Annotated in this window: 24 protein-coding genes and 1 tRNA gene; 16 read left to right on the top strand and 9 right to left on the bottom strand. The window is 70.3% G+C overall.

What is annotated here, in order from left to right; translation table 11 throughout:
- Window positions 1–32 precede the first annotated feature (32 nt).
- The 3 genes from ACH41F_RS38040 to ACH41F_RS38030 all read left to right on the top strand — a co-directional run bounded on the left by ACH41F_RS38040 (window position 33) and on the right by ACH41F_RS38030 (window position 3242).
- A complete protein-coding gene (locus ACH41F_RS38040) occupies window positions 33–1238 on the top strand; it encodes a DNA polymerase III subunit delta' (RefSeq protein WP_398839577.1) in 1206 nt (401 codons plus the stop codon).
- A 109-nt stretch (window positions 1239–1347) separates the two neighbouring features.
- Window positions 1348–2946 carry an alpha/beta hydrolase gene (locus ACH41F_RS38035; protein WP_398839576.1) on the top strand — a complete coding sequence of 533 codons (1599 nt, stop codon included), beginning with the start codon at window positions 1348–1350 and terminating at the stop codon, window positions 2944–2946.
- Window positions 2947–3165: 219 nt separating this feature from the next.
- Window positions 3166–3242, top strand: a tRNA-Thr gene (locus ACH41F_RS38030).
- 93 nt (window positions 3243–3335) lie between these two features.
- Here ACH41F_RS38030 and ACH41F_RS38025 read toward each other — a convergent pair.
- On the bottom strand, window positions 3336–4649 hold the full coding sequence (locus tag ACH41F_RS38025) for a tyrosine-type recombinase/integrase (RefSeq protein ID WP_398839575.1): 1314 nt from the start codon (window positions 4647–4649) through the stop codon (window positions 3336–3338).
- Window positions 4646–5278, bottom strand: coding sequence for a hypothetical protein (locus tag ACH41F_RS38020; protein WP_398839574.1), 633 nt, complete (start codon window positions 5276–5278; stop codon window positions 4646–4648). The genes ACH41F_RS38025 and ACH41F_RS38020 overlap by 4 nt, the downstream gene beginning before the upstream one ends.
- Window positions 5279–5430: 152 nt before the next feature.
- Between ACH41F_RS38020 and ACH41F_RS38015 the strand changes: the two genes are divergently transcribed.
- The 13 genes from ACH41F_RS38015 (at window position 5431) to ACH41F_RS37955 (ending at window position 12872) form a co-directional block, all read left to right on the top strand.
- Complete coding sequence (locus tag ACH41F_RS38015; protein ID WP_398839573.1) at window positions 5431–5667, top strand: helix-turn-helix domain-containing protein; 237 nt, start codon at window positions 5431–5433, stop codon at window positions 5665–5667.
- Between the two features lie 50 nt (window positions 5668–5717).
- Window positions 5718–6323, top strand: a complete 606-nt coding sequence (locus ACH41F_RS38010; protein WP_398839572.1) for a hypothetical protein — start codon at window positions 5718–5720, stop codon at window positions 6321–6323.
- Entirely contained in the window at window positions 6323–6556 is a 234-nt protein-coding gene (locus ACH41F_RS38005) for a hypothetical protein (RefSeq protein WP_398839571.1), read from the top strand. The genes ACH41F_RS38010 and ACH41F_RS38005 overlap by 1 nt, the downstream gene beginning before the upstream one ends.
- On the top strand, window positions 6553–8094 hold the full coding sequence (locus ACH41F_RS38000; RefSeq protein ID WP_398839570.1) for a DnaB-like helicase N-terminal domain-containing protein: 1542 nt from the start codon (window positions 6553–6555) through the stop codon (window positions 8092–8094). The genes ACH41F_RS38005 and ACH41F_RS38000 overlap by 4 nt, the downstream gene beginning before the upstream one ends.
- 298 nt (window positions 8095–8392) lie before the next feature.
- Window positions 8393–8806, top strand: coding sequence for a hypothetical protein (locus tag ACH41F_RS37995; protein WP_398839569.1), 414 nt, complete (start codon window positions 8393–8395; stop codon window positions 8804–8806).
- 131 nt (window positions 8807–8937) lie between these two features.
- Window positions 8938–9309, top strand: a complete 372-nt coding sequence (locus tag ACH41F_RS37990) for a hypothetical protein (protein ID WP_398839568.1) — start codon at window positions 8938–8940, stop codon at window positions 9307–9309.
- Complete coding sequence (locus ACH41F_RS37985; RefSeq protein WP_398839567.1) at window positions 9296–9772, top strand: helix-turn-helix domain-containing protein; 477 nt, start codon at window positions 9296–9298, stop codon at window positions 9770–9772. The genes ACH41F_RS37990 and ACH41F_RS37985 overlap by 14 nt, the downstream gene beginning before the upstream one ends.
- 36 nt (window positions 9773–9808) lie before the next feature.
- Complete coding sequence (locus ACH41F_RS37980) at window positions 9809–10096, top strand: hypothetical protein (RefSeq protein ID WP_398839566.1); 288 nt, start codon at window positions 9809–9811, stop codon at window positions 10094–10096.
- Window positions 10086–10853: a hypothetical protein gene (locus tag ACH41F_RS37975; RefSeq protein WP_398839565.1), complete on the top strand. Its 768-nt coding sequence runs from the start codon at window positions 10086–10088 to the stop codon at window positions 10851–10853. The genes ACH41F_RS37980 and ACH41F_RS37975 overlap by 11 nt, the downstream gene beginning before the upstream one ends.
- Before the next feature lie 150 nt (window positions 10854–11003).
- Entirely contained in the window at window positions 11004–11213 is a 210-nt protein-coding gene (locus tag ACH41F_RS37970; protein ID WP_398839564.1) for a hypothetical protein, read from the top strand.
- Window positions 11214–11217: 4 nt separating this feature from the next.
- Window positions 11218–11754 (top strand): DUF6879 family protein, encoded by a 537-nt coding sequence (locus ACH41F_RS37965; RefSeq protein ID WP_398839563.1) that lies wholly within the window; start codon window positions 11218–11220, stop codon window positions 11752–11754.
- Window positions 11751–12626 (top strand): helix-turn-helix domain-containing protein, encoded by an 876-nt coding sequence (locus ACH41F_RS37960; protein ID WP_398839562.1) that lies wholly within the window; start codon window positions 11751–11753, stop codon window positions 12624–12626. Before ACH41F_RS37965 ends, ACH41F_RS37960 begins: the two co-directional genes overlap by 4 nt.
- Window positions 12627–12674: 48 nt before the next feature.
- Window positions 12675–12872 carry a hypothetical protein gene (locus tag ACH41F_RS37955; RefSeq protein WP_398839561.1) on the top strand — a complete coding sequence of 66 codons (198 nt, stop codon included), beginning with the start codon at window positions 12675–12677 and terminating at the stop codon, window positions 12870–12872.
- 423 nt (window positions 12873–13295) lie between these two features.
- On the opposite strand, the gene ACH41F_RS37950 is transcribed toward ACH41F_RS37955, so the two are convergent.
- The 7 genes from ACH41F_RS37950 to ACH41F_RS37920 are packed head-to-tail and all read right to left on the bottom strand — an operon-like array spanning window position 13296 to window position 15506.
- Entirely contained in the window at window positions 13296–13649 is a 354-nt protein-coding gene (locus ACH41F_RS37950) for a hypothetical protein (RefSeq protein WP_398839560.1), read from the bottom strand.
- Window positions 13649–14161, bottom strand: coding sequence for a hypothetical protein (locus tag ACH41F_RS37945; protein WP_398839559.1), 513 nt, complete (start codon window positions 14159–14161; stop codon window positions 13649–13651). Before ACH41F_RS37945 ends, ACH41F_RS37950 begins: the two co-directional genes overlap by 1 nt.
- Before the next feature lie 11 nt (window positions 14162–14172).
- Window positions 14173–14319, bottom strand: a complete 147-nt coding sequence (locus ACH41F_RS37940; RefSeq protein ID WP_398839558.1) for a hypothetical protein — start codon at window positions 14317–14319, stop codon at window positions 14173–14175.
- Between the two features lie 2 nt (window positions 14320–14321).
- Window positions 14322–14666 carry a helix-turn-helix domain-containing protein gene (locus tag ACH41F_RS37935; RefSeq protein WP_398839594.1) on the bottom strand — a complete coding sequence of 115 codons (345 nt, stop codon included), beginning with the start codon at window positions 14664–14666 and terminating at the stop codon, window positions 14322–14324.
- A 5-nt stretch (window positions 14667–14671) separates the two neighbouring features.
- Window positions 14672–14866 carry a hypothetical protein gene (locus tag ACH41F_RS37930; protein WP_398839557.1) on the bottom strand — a complete coding sequence of 65 codons (195 nt, stop codon included), beginning with the start codon at window positions 14864–14866 and terminating at the stop codon, window positions 14672–14674.
- Window positions 14866–15231, bottom strand: coding sequence for a DUF6907 domain-containing protein (locus ACH41F_RS37925; RefSeq protein WP_398839556.1), 366 nt, complete (start codon window positions 15229–15231; stop codon window positions 14866–14868). The genes ACH41F_RS37930 and ACH41F_RS37925 overlap by 1 nt, the downstream gene beginning before the upstream one ends.
- A complete protein-coding gene (locus tag ACH41F_RS37920) occupies window positions 15228–15506 on the bottom strand; it encodes a hypothetical protein (RefSeq protein ID WP_398839555.1) in 279 nt (92 codons plus the stop codon). The genes ACH41F_RS37925 and ACH41F_RS37920 overlap by 4 nt, the downstream gene beginning before the upstream one ends.
- Window positions 15507–15668: the final 162 nt, after the last annotated feature.

The following is a 15668-nucleotide window of genomic DNA, read 5'->3' as shown; positions in this document are numbered from 1 at the left end:
CACCCCACCGTGACGAAAGGGCGGCACCACCCATGACCGTCTGGGACGACCTCGTCGGCCAGGAGAAGGTGAGCGAGCAGCTGGCCGCCGCCGCTCGGGACGCCGACGCGCTCGTCACCGCCGTCGCCACCGCCGCCCCGCCGCCCGAGGCGTCGAAGATGACCCATGCCTGGCTGTTCACCGGCCCGCCCGGCGCCGGACGGACCCAGGCGGCGCGCGCCTTCGCCGCCGCGTTGCAGTGCGTGAGCCCCGACCGGGCGCTCGGCGGGGTCCCCGGGTGCGGGTTCTGCGACGGCTGCCACACGGCGCTGATCGGCACCCACGCCGACGTCACCACCGTCGCCGCGGTCGGCAGCCAGATCCTCGCCGACGACATGCGGGACACCGTCCGCAAGTCGTTCACCTCACCGGCGACCGGCCGCTGGCAGGTGATCCTCGTGGAGGACGCCGAGCGGCTGAACGAGAAGTCGGCCAACGCGGTGCTCAAGGCCGTCGAGGAGCCCGCCCCCCGTACCGTCTGGCTCCTGTGCGCCCCCTCCGTCGAGGACGTCCTGCCGACCATCCGCTCCCGCTGCCGGCACCTGAACCTGCGGACCCCCTCCGTCGACGCGGTCGCCGACCTCCTCGTACGCCGGGAAGGCATCGAGCCCGACGTGGCCGCGGCCGTCGCCCGGGCCACGCAAGGGCACGTCGACCGGGCCCGGCGCCTGGCCACCGACCCCGCCGCGCGCGAGCGCAGGGCTGCCGTCCTCAAGCTGCCGCTGCGGGTCGAGGACGTCGGCGGTTGCCTCAGGGCCGCCCAGGAACTCGTCGACGCGGCCGCCGAGGACGCCAAGCTGCTCGCCGAGGAGAGGGACGGCAAGGAGACCGACGAGCTGAAGACGGCCATGGGCGCCTCCCAGGGTGGACGGATGCCGCGCGGCACCGCGGGCGTGATGAAGGACCTGGAGGACAAGCAGAAGCGGCGGCGCACGCGTACCCAGCGTGACAGCCTCGACGTCGCCCTGACCGACCTCACCGGCTTCTACCGCGACGTCCTCGCCCTCCAGCTCGGCTCCCGGGTGGCGATCGCCAACGCGGACGCCGAGGACGCTCTGCAGCGCCTCGCCCGCGGCAGCACCCCCGAGGCCACGCTCCGCCGGATCGAGGCGATCGCCGCGTGCCGTGACGCCCTGGACCGCAACGTGGCGCCGCTGCTCGCGGTGGAGGCGATGACGATGGCGCTGAGAGCGGGTTGAGGCGAGTCCGCTCCTGATCTGATCAACTGGAGGTTGACCGGGGTCCCTCGTACGAGCCGCCGTGTGCACGGATGGCGACCGGGCGGCTGCGCAGAGTTACGCTCGGTTGATGTACATCAGGCGCAGCCCTCGCCCGGCCCACCCGATCGCCCCGCCCCGTCACCGGCGTTCACGTACCGGCGGTGCCCTTCTCGCCGTCGCCGCGCTGGTGGTGTCCGCCTGCTCGGCCGGGAGCGGTCCCGCGGGTACGACCGCGGAGGCGGCGGTGCTGCCCGCGCTGCCGCAGTCCACGCCGGCCGCCCTCTCGCCGTACTACGGGCAGAAGCTGAACTGGCGCAGCTGCGGGGTGCCCGGATTCGAGTGCGCCACGTTGAAGGCGCCGCTCGACTACGGCAAGCCGGACGTCGGTGACGTGCGCCTCGCCGTCTCCCGCAAGAAGGCGACCGGCTCCGGCAAGGCGCTCGGCTCACTGCTGGTCAACCCGGGCGGGCCGGGGGGTTCGGCGGTCGGCTACCTCCAGGCGTACGCCGGGATCGGTTACCCGGCCGAGATCCGCGCCCGGTACGACATGGTCGCCGTCGACCCCCGCGGCGTCGCCCGCAGCGAGCCCGTCAAGTGTCTGAACGGGCGGGACATGGACGCGTACACGCAGACCGACACGACGCCGGACGACGCGGCGGAGACCGAGCGGCTCGTCGGCGCGTACCGGAAGTTCGCGGAGGGCTGCGGCGCCCGCTCGGCCGCTCTGCTGCGCCACGTCTCGACCGTCGAGGCGGCGCGTGACATGGACATCCTGCGGGCGGCGCTGGGCGACGAGAGGCTGAACTACGTCGGGGCGTCGTACGGCACCTTCCTCGGGGCGACGTACGCCGGTCTCTTCCCGGACCGGGTGGGCCGGCTGGTCCTGGACGGCGCGATGGACCCCTCGCTGCCCGCGCGACGGCTGAACCTGGACCAGACGGCGGGGTTCGAGACGGCGTTCCGGTCTTTCGCGCGGGACTGCGTGCAGCAGTCGGACTGCCCGCTGGGCAAGAAGGCCGACGACGTGGGCGGGAACCTCAAGGCGTTCTTCGAGAAACTCGACGCCCGGCCGATCCCCACGGGCGACGCGGACGGCCGCAGGCTCGGCGAGTCCCTCGCCACCACCGGGGTGATCGCGGCGATGTACGACGAGGGGGCCTGGGCGCAACTGCGCGAGGCGCTGACCTCGGCGATGCAGGAGAGGGACGGTGCGGGACTGCTGGCCCTCTCCGACAGTTACTACGAGCGGGACGCCGGGGCCCGCTACTCCAACCTGATGTTCGCCAACGCGGCCGTGAACTGCCTCGACCTCCCCGCGGCCTTCTCCTCCCCGGACGAGGTGCGCGAGGCGCTGCCCGAGTTCGAGAAGGCGTCCCCCGTCTTCGGCGCGGGCCTCGCCTGGGCCTCCCTGAACTGCGCGTACTGGCCGGTACGGCCGACGGGTGAGCCACACCGCATCACCGCCGAGGGCGCCGCCCCGATCGTCGTCGTCGGCACCACCCGGGACCCGGCCACCCCGTACCGCTGGGCCCGCGCCCTCGCCGCCCAGCTCACCTCGTCCCGCCTCCTGACCTATGAGGGCGACGGCCACACCGCATACGGCCGCGGCAGCTCCTGCGTCGACGCCGCGATCAACGCGTACCTCCTACGGGGGGCCGCGCCTGCGGAGGGGAAGCGGTGCGGGTGAGCGGGCGCGGACAGGGGTGATGGTGGCCCGGGAGCCTCTCTCCCCGGGCGCCCGAAGCCTCTTCGTCCGGCTCCCGGAGCCGCTCTTCCTGGCCCCGGATGCCTGCCTCGGGGGTGCCTGCGGGGTGCCTCGGGGGTGCCTCCGGGGCTGGTGCGGAGCACCTCCGGAAACTGTGTAGACTTACCGACGTTGCTGATCGCACCATAGTGCGGACAGCGCGCCGCCTTAGCTCAGATGGCCAGAGCAACGCACTCGTAATGCGTAGGTCTCGGGTTCGAATCCCGAAGGCGGCTCCATGCTTGACCAGCGGTTTCCTTCCGGGAGCCGCTGTTCTGCATTTGGCCTAGTTGCAGCGCTAGTTGCCATTGCCACAAACGGCGGTACAACGCTCAGCCCCACAGCGCGTCCCCCATCCGCTTCGCCGCATCGTTCGCGAGGACCGAAGCGACGTGCGTGTAGCGCGTCATCATCCGCATCGAGCTATGACCGAGGATCTCCATCACGACGCGAGGACTCACCCCTGCCTCAATCAGGAGAGTGCCGGCCGTGTGCCGGTTGTCGTGCACCCGGGCATCGCGCAGGCCCGCCGCGGTGAGGATGTCCTTGAACTCCTCCCAGTCCATCCGCGGGTCGATCGGCTTGCCGTTCGGCTGGCAGAAGACGAGGTCGTTCTCCTCCCACAGCTCCCCGGCCGCCAGGCGCTCGCGCAGCTGCTCCGCGCGGTGCGCCTTCAGCAGCGGCACCAGCGGGGGCGGGATCGGGGCCAGCCTCTTGTTCTTGCCCTTCGGCTCCCGGAACACCAGGCCGCCGCCCGTACGCTTCGGGCATGCCTTGGCGTGGTCGGTGCAGTCCTTCGGGCACGGCTTAGGGCACCCGCGCTTGTACTTCTGGTGGATGGTGCAGTTCCTCCGGCACGCCTTGCGATGGTGCTTCTCCCCGCAGGCGTGCGCGTCCTCGCACCCGTGCTGCCACGTCAGCCGCTGGAGCTGCCACCAGACCTTCGCAACACCGTTGTCCAGGTCGACGTACTTCCAGCGCAGACCGATCGCCTCGCCCTGCCTCAGCCCGAGCGCCAATGCCACCGACCAGCGGGCGCCGTTGCGGCGCTCTGCGGCCTCGGCGAGCAGGGCGCGTGCCTCCGCCTGGTTGAACGGCTCGATTTCCTCCTCGGCAGCCTGCGGCGGCTCGACGAGGGTGGCGACGTTCCGCGTCACGATGTCCCGCTGCATCGCCACCTTCAGCGCGCGGGCGATGATCCGGTGGGTCTTCAGCACGGTGCCGGACGCGAGGCCTCGCTTGATCATGCTGAGGTACAGGGCGTCCAGGTGCTCGGCGGCGAGCTTGTCGACGCGGTGCTTCCCGATCCCCGGGAACAGGTACAGGCGGCACTTCGAGCGGTAGTCGTCCAGGGTCCGCGGGCTCATCGTCCCGTCGGCCACCTTCCGCGCGCAGGCCGTGTCCATCCATGTCGTCAGCCACTGCTGGACGGTGGGCGGGCGGCCGGCCTTCTTCGTCTTGCCTGCGTCGCGCTCGCGCTCCAGCTGGCGCACCTTGGCGCGCACGACGTTCTCGTCGGCCCCCATACGGTGGCGCCGATCCGGGGCGCCGTTCGGCTTCGTGCCGACGGTCACCCAGCCGTGCCACTTCCCGTCAGACTCGGAGAAGTAGACCGAGCTGTCGCCGTTCGCCCGCCGGCCACTCATCCCGCGCGCCCCGGCCGAGCGGGAGGCAGAATCTCCCGCTTCCTGGCTTCGTAGATCCAGCGATGGACGGTGCGCACAGGCACGCCAGACGTCTCGGAGATCGAGGGCGCAGGCGAACGGCCAGCCGCATTGAACCAGCGGTAGGCGTCGGCCACGGTTTGTAGGAACTCGTCTGTAAGGCGCCCCTCGGGCGGGCGGACGATCGGGAACTTGCCGGTCGGATCGCCGTCTGTGCCGTCGCCCACCATCGAGTCGGACTCGAACTTGATCGTCGTGTGGGGCACGTAATGGGGAGGGCTGTTCCGCGTCTCGAAGTACTCGTGCAGTGCGTCCAAGGTTGGGGCCGCCAGCGTGCTTTGAGAGGTGAAGATGTCATGCACGTCCGCAGCGATGTCGCTGCCCGTCAGGATCTGCTCCACCGTGGCCAGCGGGATTCGCCGCCACGTACGGCCAGTCAAGGGTTCGTCGGCGCCAGGCTCCATCACGACAGCGAGCATGTCCAGGCGCCCGCCCGGAGCCTCAGGGACCGCGAATTGGATGTACACCACGGGCCCCCCGTCCTCGTCTTTGAGTCGAGTCCACCCCTTCGGGCGGATGTCGATCTCCCACGTTCCGATGCGCAGCGCCATGTCCCGAGCATGGCAGGGCGCCACGCAATGAGCAAGTGACGCCACGCGCGTGAGTAAGTGTCTCCATGTACTTGCGCGACCGTCGCCGACCCTCTACCTTCGTGAGTAAGCGGCGCCGCGTTCGCGGAGTCACCTACTCACTGGAGATCGTCTTGACCCCGATCCTGTACCGGGCCGACGAGGTAGCGCAGATGCTTGGCGTCGGTCTCACGACGGCCAAGGCCAAGATCGCGTCGGGTGAGCTGCGCAGCATCAAGATCGGCCGTTCCCGCCGGGTGCCGGCCGACGCGCTGGAGCAGTTCGTGCAGCGACTCGACGCCGAGCAGAACGGCAACGACGCCGCGGGGGCAACCGCGGCGCCGTCCGAGAACCCCGTGTCCATCGCCTGAACAAAGCACAACGGCCGGGGGGCAACCCGGCCGCTGATTGGAGTCTCACCATGAAGCGTAGCGCGACCATCCCGACGCCCGCCATCCCGCCCACGAACGGTCACCTCCCGTTTGCCGTCCAGGCCGCCGAGCAGACCCGCGAGCGTGCCGACCAGCTCGCCGAGACGGCCCGCGAGCACACCACCAGCCACAGCGCGCGAGCCGTCGCCCAGCTCGACGCCAACCAGGCCGCGATGAACGCCGCCGGCCTCGGCAGCACCACCCTCGACGAGTTCTTCAACGTGGTCCGCAAGCAGGTCGCCGAGTCCACCGACCCGGACGGCACCCTCGGCGCCATCGCCCAGCTCATCATCAGCCACTGCGCCAAGACGGACGCATGCCCGATCTACCGCGACTGCGACCAGACCGGCCCGCACTACGACCACAGCGGGTTCGGCCTGCTGAAGGTCGCAGACGAGACCGGGCAGGGGACGCTCATCGACGCCGGGATGGTCGCTCTGTCCGGGCGCAAGTCGCACGCGACGGTCTGCCTGGGGAACGCCGAGTTCGACAACGCGGCTTCGGTCCGTCAGAAGACGGCGGAGCTGCGGGTGTTCCTCAATCACGTTGACCAGCTGGCTGACCGCGTGTTCACCGACCACCAGGCCCACAGCTGATGACCGGATGCCCGGCGCAGGACAGCCCCGCCGCCACCGCGGCGGGGCCTTCCCGCATTGACGACCGCGCCGTCTGGGACCAGTTCCGCGACGTCGTCCGCGAGCTCCTTGCACAGCAGCCCAGTCCGAATACCGTGCGCGCCGCCGCGCGCCGGATCACGCACCACGTGCTCGCACAGGCCGAGGCAGAGATCACGGCCCGTGACGAGTCCCCGGAGGACGAGCACCGTTGACCACGCCTGAGGCGCCTCAGTGGGGCGCCAGAGAAGAGGCCCGCCTCGACCTGGAGAAGGCCGTGGTGGGTACGGCCCTGCTCAACTCGGGCCAGTTCTCCGCGCTCGCCGAGGTCGTTACGCCCGACATGCTGCGACACGCGCCAGCGCGCGCAGTGTGGGACCTCCTTGCGCAGCGCATCTCCGCCGACCTTCCGGTCGACTACGGCGCTCTCCACCAGGCGATGCCCAAGGACTTGCTGAAGAAGATCGGCGGCCCCGCCGTCTTCAGCCTCCTGGGGAGCTGCAACGTCGGAGATGCGCTCTGGCACGCGGAAGAGCTTCGAAGGATCACCATCCGGGACCGGATCGCGGCGAAACTCCGCGGAGCGCTCACCCGCATCGAGCACGACGACGACCTTGAGGCCGCGATCGAGGTTGCCCTCACCGCAGTCACGGACCTGGACACCTTCGCGGCCGGGGCGAAGACGTCGGGCTCGGACTGGGATGACGTCGACCTGTCGCCTGTACTGAGCGGCTCGTACAAGCCCAGCCTGCCCACGGTCGGCTCCAGGGACGACGGCATCGGCCTCTTCTACCCGGGCCGCGTCAACGGCATCCAGGGCGAATCCGAGGCCGGCAAGTCATGGGTGGCCCTGATCTCTTGCCTCGTCGAGATCAACCGCGGCAACCACGTCTTCTACCTCGACTTCGAGGACTCCGAAGAGGGCGTGATCGGCCGTCTCTTGCTGATCGGCGGCACTCCCGACGTGATCGCCGAGCGATTCCACTACGTCCGGCCCGGGGGTGCCCCGTCGCCGATGCTGCTCAAGGCGTTCGTGAAACGCGTCCGCGAGTTCGAGGCGACCCTCGCCGTCGTCGACGGCGTCACCGAGGCCATGACGATGATGGGCTTGGAGCTCAAGGAGAACACCGACATCGCCAAGTTCGGCCGGATGCTGCTGCGCCCCCTGGCCGACACCGGGGCCGCCGTCGTTCCCCTCGACCACGTGGTGAAGAACAACGAGAGCCGCGGCCGGTACAGCCTCGGTGGCGTCCACAAGCTCAACGCCGTCGACGGTGTCCAGTACATGCTCGAAGCCGTCCGTCCCTTCGGCATCAACACCGAGGGCCGCTCACGGCTCCGCGTCGCCAAGGACCGGCCGGCGCAGGTTCGTAAGCACGCGCTGCCGGGCGGGAAGAACCCGATGCACTGGTTCGCGGACCTGGTGATCCGTTCCGAGGGTGACGAGTTCGCCGAAGCGCACCTGTACCCGCCAATTCAGCGATCCGATGAGTCGGACGAGGCGACCGCCGAGCGGGACCAGCTCGCGAAGGAGAACGCAGAGATCGAGGAGCGGGCCCAAGAAGTGCTCCGCGTTCTGGCCAAGGCAGAGGCACCGCTGAGCAAGACCAGCATCGAGGAGCGGGTGTTGGGGCGAGGCAGCGTCACGCGGAAGGCGGTCGAGCGGCTCGTCTCCGATGGCCGGATCATCCGTACGACCGGTCCGCGGCGCGCGACCCTGCACACGATTCCCCCTCAGCAGGGGGCGAAGTGATGCGCGACTCCGTCCCACTCCGTCCCGTGGCGCCCCGCCAGGTCAGGCAGGTGCGGGGCAAAAGAGCAGGTCACTGGACTAGCGACTCCGTCCCGGCGACTCCGTCCCGCAAGCAGCAACCTGACAGGCCGTCACGGGACGGAGTCGCGAACGACCCTACCTGCGGAAACCAGCAACGAACCGACTCCGTCCCACTCCGTCCCGACTCCGTCCGGGACGCGGTCAGACGACTCCGTCCCCCGTCCCGTCTCTTAGGGACGGGGACGTTGTCGACGCCACACCCACCCCGGAGGACCACATGCAGACCACCCACACCGACTTTGAGCGCGCCCTCGCCGCTGAACCCCGACTCCGCGCCATCACCAACATCGTCACCGCCCTCACGACCCTCGTACGCCCCGACGACACCATGTGCGGCAGCTGCGTATGGGAAGACATCGTCAAACCCCTTGCCATCCCCCTCATCGGCTGGGAACGCGGCTACCCGCTCAAGGCCGCCCACGACCCCGGAACCCTCGGCTGGCAGCTCATCAGCGGCTCTGACTGGGCCCGCCAGTTCGAGGAGGTCGAGAAGACCCGCACGCCCGCCTCAACAGCCACCGAGGAATGGCTCCGCACCTGCGAGGCCTGGGACGCCTTCTGTGGCGAACTCATCCGCCGACTGAACGACGCCGACCCCGCCAACGGACACGGCGTCTGCAAGGCCCGCTGAACGTCGCACCACGGCGGCACACGTCTCGCGCGCGCACGCGAGGACCACCCCCACCGCCGCGCGCGTACCCGGTTACAGCGCCCCTTCGCATAGCGCGCCCGCGCGTCACGTCACGAGAAAGACCCCCGTACATGTCCACACAAACCCCCGCGCAACACCCCACCTATCCCGGCCGGGACGACCTGAACAAGGCCAGCGCCCGAGCCCGCCGCGCGTTCGCCGCTGTCTTCAAGGAGGGACGCCGGCACGATCCCAAGCTGCTGCCCGACCTCGCCCAGCTCGTCGCCGAGGCCGCCGAGACGCTCAACCGGATCGCCTCGGACGCCGAGGCCCTGGAGCAGGCCAGCGCACGCCACCAGCGGGCGCTGAAGGCACAGCAGGACAAGACGCGGGCCCTGCTGCGGAAGGCTCAACGTTCGGGCTCTACGCGGGGCGTGGCGACGCTGGAGCGCATCGACGCGTACCTGACCGAGCAGCGGGTCCCAGGCCGTGACGACGGCTGACGAGCTGCTCGCCGAGGACGGCGCGGTCGTCGTACCGCGCTCCCTCGCGTCGACCACGTTCGCCGCCCTGGTGCTCTACCTCACCGACCGCGTACGAGCCGACGGCGGCGCCCTGAGCCCCGACGCCCGCGCCCTACTTCACGCCCTCAACCACGCTGCCCAGCAGCCCAGTAGCGCATCCGACACCCCAACTCCCGCACCAGCCACCGTGGTCACGTCACGGGTACTCGGCGTGGCAGAGGCCGCGGACGTCCTCGGCTGCAACCGGTCGTACGTCCGCCGTCTCTGCCTCGCCGGCCGAATCCCCGCGACACGGAACCGGGGCGGCTGGGTCATCGAGGCCGCCGCCCTCGACGACTACCGGCACGGGAGACGCCATGGCGAAGGGGAAGGCGCGGGTGAAGTCCGAGAGGGCCGCGACCGCGCAGCAGAGCAGCAAGAGCGGGGCGAAGTCGGGGCGTGACCGGCGCCCGGCCGGGCAGCGCCCGGGGTGGCCGGCATGACCGAGCGCACCGCGAACCTGTACACCGCGATCGAGGCGGACCGACAGGCCAGAGAGAAGGCCCGCGAAGAAGCCGCGGCGCCCGAGCGCGAGCGGCAGGAGAAGCAGGCCGCCGCCGACGCCAAGCTGATGGGCACGCCCGCCTGGGACACCATCGGCATGTACCGCCGCCACCGTGCCACCCAGCACGCCACCCGGCCCGTCCAGGGCGACGACACGACCGCACAGACGGTCGTGGCCCTCGCGCAGGGCCAGGCGCAGGGAGGTGGCGACGATGCCGCATGACCTCGCCACCGCACAGGCCGAGCTGGTTGAGGCCAAGGCCGCGCTGGAGACGCTCACCGAACGTGTCGCAAACGGCGACGAGGACGTCACGCCCGCGCAGCTCCAGGCGCAGAAGGAACTCATCTCCTTCGCTGAGCTGCGGGTAGAGGCCGCACAGCGCACCGCCGCCCGTATGCGCGAGGACGAGCGTGTCTCCCTCGCCAACGCGGCGAAGACCGCAGCCACAGGGCTGATCAACGGCACCGGCATGGACGACATCGCCGACGCCCTCGGCACCGCCGTCACCGCACTCAGTGCCCTCGCCGGCCTGGTCGAAGCCCGTAACGCCGAGCTGGACGAGGTGGCCGTGTCGCTGGCCGACCTCGACGACGACCTGAAGGTGAGCCAGGCCGCCGACGTCTGGGCATCGAGGCGCTACGGCATCTGGGGTGACCGCACCAGGGTGAACGTCGACGGCGTCGGGAAAGCCGACCGACTCGACCTCGGCGACCTGACCGTGGCCGTGGTCCTGGCCGCCCTCACCGGCACAGCGAACGGGCGGGAAGCCATCACCCGGCATCGGCAACGAGTCGCCGGCCTGCCGAACCTGGCGGTGCGCAAGCTGGTGGACGACATCCCGGAATTCGCCGCAGAGCTGCGGGTGTCCTCGCAGCAGTTCGCAGCAGCTGACGCACGCGGTAAGGCCGACATCAGCGAGCAGGGCCGCCGCCCGCTGCCCGAGGCGGCCGGGGTGGAGCCGGAGCGCCGAGACGGGTAGCTCAAGGTACGGGGCGAACGCGAGAGGGGCGGACCGATGGCCGCCCCTCTCTGCTGATCGGCGACGCAAGCAAATCCGAGCAATCTTGCCCCGCTGTCGGCGCATTCCTCGCATCCTGGGAACCCACCGACGGCAAGAAGGAGACAGACCATGGCCCTTCAGCTCCGCATGCTCGGCACCACCAGCGACGACGGGAAATGCCCCACGCTGTACGAGGACGTCGCAACCGGGGACATCGTCGTGCAGGGCTACACCGTGACCGACCCCGAGGATGTCGCCCAGTTGCAGAACGTCCTCGACGGCGAGTCGTTCGTGCGGGTGCCGCGTGAGCTGCTCACCCGCTTCGCCCCCACGGAGTAGGCGCGTGCCGGAGTTCATCGACGACGACACGTTCGGCTCGTACTTCGAGGAGTTTGCCCACACCGCGTGGAGGCTGGAGTCCCGCCGCGGCTACGGCTCCGACCGGACCAGCGAGAAGTATCAGCGCTGGCTGACGACCGGCCAGGCGACCGACGAAGGCGAACGACCCTGGTGCGTCAACGTCCGCGCCCAGACAGGCGAGGGCAAGCGCTTCGAGCGCGTCCGCGTGGCCGACGATCCACCGACCGAGGAGCAGCGCTACCTGCTCGCCGCGGCCGCCACGAACAACGCGGCCGGGGAGGACATCCGGTACCTGTGGCGAGCGGACGCCGACAAGCTCGCGCTACCCGCGCTGGACTTCTGGCTGTTCGACTCCCACCACGCCCTGGTCCTGCACTTCGACGACGCGGACGACTACCTCGGCGCCGAGCTGGTCGACGAGGCCGCGCGCATCGTGGAGTTCTGCCAGATCCGGGATGCTGCCTGGCACCACGCAGTCAGGCGCGACGAGTTCGCCGGACGGGTAGCTTCGTTGACGTGAGCGACTTCCAGACCGCCCGGAGGGTCCTCGGTGCGCGGCTGCGCGAGCTGCGTACCGAGGCCGGCCTGTCCGGCAAGGAGCTTGCTGCCCTGGTGGACTGGCAGGCGTCCAAGGTGAGCAAGCTGGAGAACGGCAAGCAGACCGCGAGCGAGGCGGACATCCATGCGTGGACGCAGGCTGTAGGCCGGCCGGACGTCGCGGCCGAGCTGCGGGGGACACTGCGGGCTCTTGAGACTGCGTACCGCACGTGGCGGCGGCAGCTGGCGGGTGGGCACCGCAGCGTGCAGGAAGGGCACTTACTTCAGGAGGAGGACGCGACCGAGATCCTCATCTTCGAGTCCGGCGTCATCCCTGGCATCTTCCAAACCCCGGAGTACGCCCGTGGCGTGCTCACGGACGTGTCCAACCGGGTCGGCTCGCCGCGGGACGTCGAGGCCGGTGTGCAGGCTCGCATGCGCCGCCAGGCGATCCTGTACCAGCCGGGCCGCCACATTCACGCCTTGGTGTGGGAGGCGGCGCTGTACGTCAACCGGTGCGAGACGCAGGCCATGGCAGCGCAGATCGAGAGGCTGTCGGCGCTGGTCGGTTCCAGCACGGTGACGCTGGGGCTGATTCCGTTCACGGCTCGTCTGCCGTTCTCCCCGAAGCACGGTTTCTGGATCATGGATCAGAGCGTGGTCGTGGCCGACACCTGGAACGCTGAGCTGTGGCTCGACTCGGATGAGGACGTGGCGTACTACGCCAAGGTGTGGACGCTGATCAGTGAGTCTGCCGTGTACGGGCACCTTGCGCACCGGCTGCTCATGCGGGCCCGTGCTTCCTGCGACCTCGCGAGCAATTACCCGCATTCCGGAATGATGTTGCAGCAATAGCGAGCAACCGGCAGGTATTGCTGCAATTTGCTCACCTACCGTTCCGGCATGTCCGAGACTACGCAGGCCGCGAGCCCGGCAAACTCCCCCACTGCCTACGGCTGGTGCGCCTGGCACCAGAACCACGCCCGAGGCGTCCGGCTCATCCGGGCGATCGAGCAGGGCTCCGGCACAGGCGGCAACCTCTTCGCGTGCCTCCCCTGCCGCCAGGCCTACGACCTCACGCCGTACGCCGACCAGCCGTGACCTGGAACCCCGAGCCGCCCCCCACCCGCGGCCTGAGCAAAGCCCAGTACGACGGTTGGGCCTGCTGCTGGTGCGGGGAGAGCCTCCTCGACGTGAAGGGGACGGTGTCGGCCGGCATCGCGCGCGGCAGCGTCGGCGCTGTCGTCCTCGACGTCGAAGTGTGGGCGTGCGGGCCGCGGTGCCCGCAGCGTCCGCGTAAGCCCCGGCTCAGTCGCCAGCCCCCCAAGGCCTAAAGGCGGCTGAGCCGGTCTGTCCGGCGCGTCCCTGTGTCCGCGCCGGACGAAGCAGCGGCCCCCGAGAGCACCGTCTCGGGGGCCGTTCTCATGGGGCATTCACTACGCCTGTAGTGACGCCGCGATGGGCAAGGAGCGGCCTCGGGGAATCTCTCCCCAGAGACCCCGAGGCCGCCGTCTCAGAGGTCCGCTACGGCTCGCGCGCGGGCCAGATCGGGTCGACTACGGTGCGCCGATTCTCCTTGGTGTAGATGACACGGAACCCCTCCCCCGGCCCCTCTTGGACGCGGTCGATTTCGCCGCTATGAGCTGCGGGTTCATCCTCCACGGGAGGGGGTGGGGGAGTGGCGGACGAATCGGACATCCGCCGCGCCGAGCGCCACAGCGCGACCACCCCGACGACGACCACCAGGAGCACCCCGACGGCCTCGTCGACGGCGAACGCCACGGCCACCAGGACCCCTCCGAGGACGACCAGGACGCACGCCCCGGCCACCCTCGACGGCTCCTCCGGCTCCTCGACCGGCGTAGGCTTCCGGCCCATCACACGGACCGGTACACGCTGTCGCCGAGCCAGTTCGCGGCCTGCGCGAGGGGCACCGCGGCGAACCCCGCCACCCCGGCCGAGGTGCCGAGGCAGATGCCGCACCAGGCGCCCCGCTTGAGGACGCCGCTCGTCTCGCCGCCGGCCTTCTTCACGGACGCCAGGAAAACGGCGGTGAGGATCAGGACCAGGCACGCCCCGGGGGTGGACAGGGGGACGAACGTCTTCGCCGCGGAGAGCTGGCCGGGCTGCTCGCCGACGCCCCAGACGAGGGCCGCGTCGCCGAGCCAGTTGGACAGCCCGAGGACGGCCGAGGAAGCGGTGCCGATGAGTCCGGCGATGCCGAGGGTGGTCAGGGCGCCGTAGCACCAGGACAACAGGAAGGGCAGCAGCTTGGACGCGTGCCTGAGGGGATCCTTCAGCAGCTGCTTGCGGCCGGGCCACCACTTGGTGGCGTCCCAGCCGAGGATGCAGAGTCCGACGGTCACGCCGCCGAGCGTTACGTAGTTCACGAGGTGGTCCTTCAGCGGAGGACGGCCGCGCCGAGCGCGGCGATGGTGAGGATGAGAGCGACGGTCCCGGTGATGCGCGGGACGTCGTGGAGCGCGATGGCGCACAGCCCGTAGAGGGCGACCAGCGCGGAGCCTGCAAAGAACGCGGCGAGCAGCACGACTAGGCCTGCTGCTTCGCGCGAGCGTCGATACGGGCCTGCCATCGAGCGCGCACGGCTCGCGCAGCCTGGTGGATCGCGAACTGCGCGACGTCTTCCGGCTGCGCCTTGTATGCGGCGGCGAGCAGGCTGAGGTTCTGCCGTAGCTGCGTGCTCTCCGGGAGCAGCAGGCCAGCCGCAATGGGTGCCGCAGGCTCAGGTTCCGGGGCGGGTGCCGGCGGAGGCTCCTCGCGCAGGTCTCTGCGTACGGTGTCGTCGGAAACGCCCAGCTCATCGGCAATCTCGGTCGGAGTCATGCCGCGGCTCGTGAGGTGCGCGACGACAATGCGCCGAGTCGCACGGGACATCGCAGTCATCGCCGACCACCGAACCTTCGGCGGTCCTGCTGCTCCCACCGTTCTGCCTCGGCGGCCGCCTTGGCGATGCTGCGCTGGTGCCCCTCGCGGCGCTTGCGCGAGGCGCGGTCGGAGGCGGACTCACGGCCGCTGTACGTGGTGTCGGCGAGGCCGCGGTCGTTGCTGCCGCTGAGCCAGGACAGGAAGCCCATCAGCGCTCACCGCCGAGGATGGTGGCGAGCTGGTCGGCGAGGTAGCGCAGTCGGTCAGCGGCGGTGTCGAGCGAGGCCGCGAAGTCGTACAGACCGGCGGGAGTGAAGCCGCCGCGCGGCTCGTAGGAGAGAACGACGGACACCCCGATGTCGCGCGGGCTGCGCTCGGCGAAGACGTCCTGGAACAGGTAGGCGTACCCGAGCAGCTGGCCGTCGTGGGTGAGGCGGTGCTGCACCCCGGCGTGCTCGAGGTCCACACGGTGGACGGGGACGTAGTCGGCGTGGCCAGCGCACCAGTCGGGTTCGGGGATCGTGACGTCCCCGTGGTCGAGGGTGGACAGAGTGACGGTGCGGGGTTCGGTCATCGTCCGGCCTCCGCCCGCGCAGCGCTGTGGTGCTGGTAGCCCGTGGGCGGGTGCTCGGTGAGCCGCTCGCGCAGGTACGCGGTCGTCCAGGCGATGCCGAGCGGGTGTTCCTCAAGGGCGCTGCGCAGCGCGATCGCGGCGTGCATGGCACGGTCGTTGAGGATCCGGTCGTGCGTCTCGGTGTCACCGACGGTGGCGGGGTGCGGGATGTCGAGGGCTTCGAGGACGGCCGCGAGCAGCTCGCGGACGGTGTCGTCGGGGATAAGGTCGCGCATGGGTCTGGACTCCTTGATCAGGAAGGGTCTGGATCAAGGCGCCGTTCGGTGGTGACACACCGGGCGGCGCCGCTCTGTCTGCGCGGAGCAGACGAGCGGGAATCGGGGGCCCACGGCTAGTTGCAGTCCTAGTTGCGGTTCGCCCACGGTCGGGGGCGGTCA

The sequence above is a fragment of the Streptomyces sp. NPDC020489 genome, from assembly GCF_044386545.1.
Taxonomy (GTDB): Bacteria; Actinomycetota; Actinomycetes; order Streptomycetales; family Streptomycetaceae; genus Streptomyces.
The sequence above is the reverse complement of the archived record's forward strand: the minus strand, read 5'-3'. Positions and strand labels throughout refer to the sequence as shown.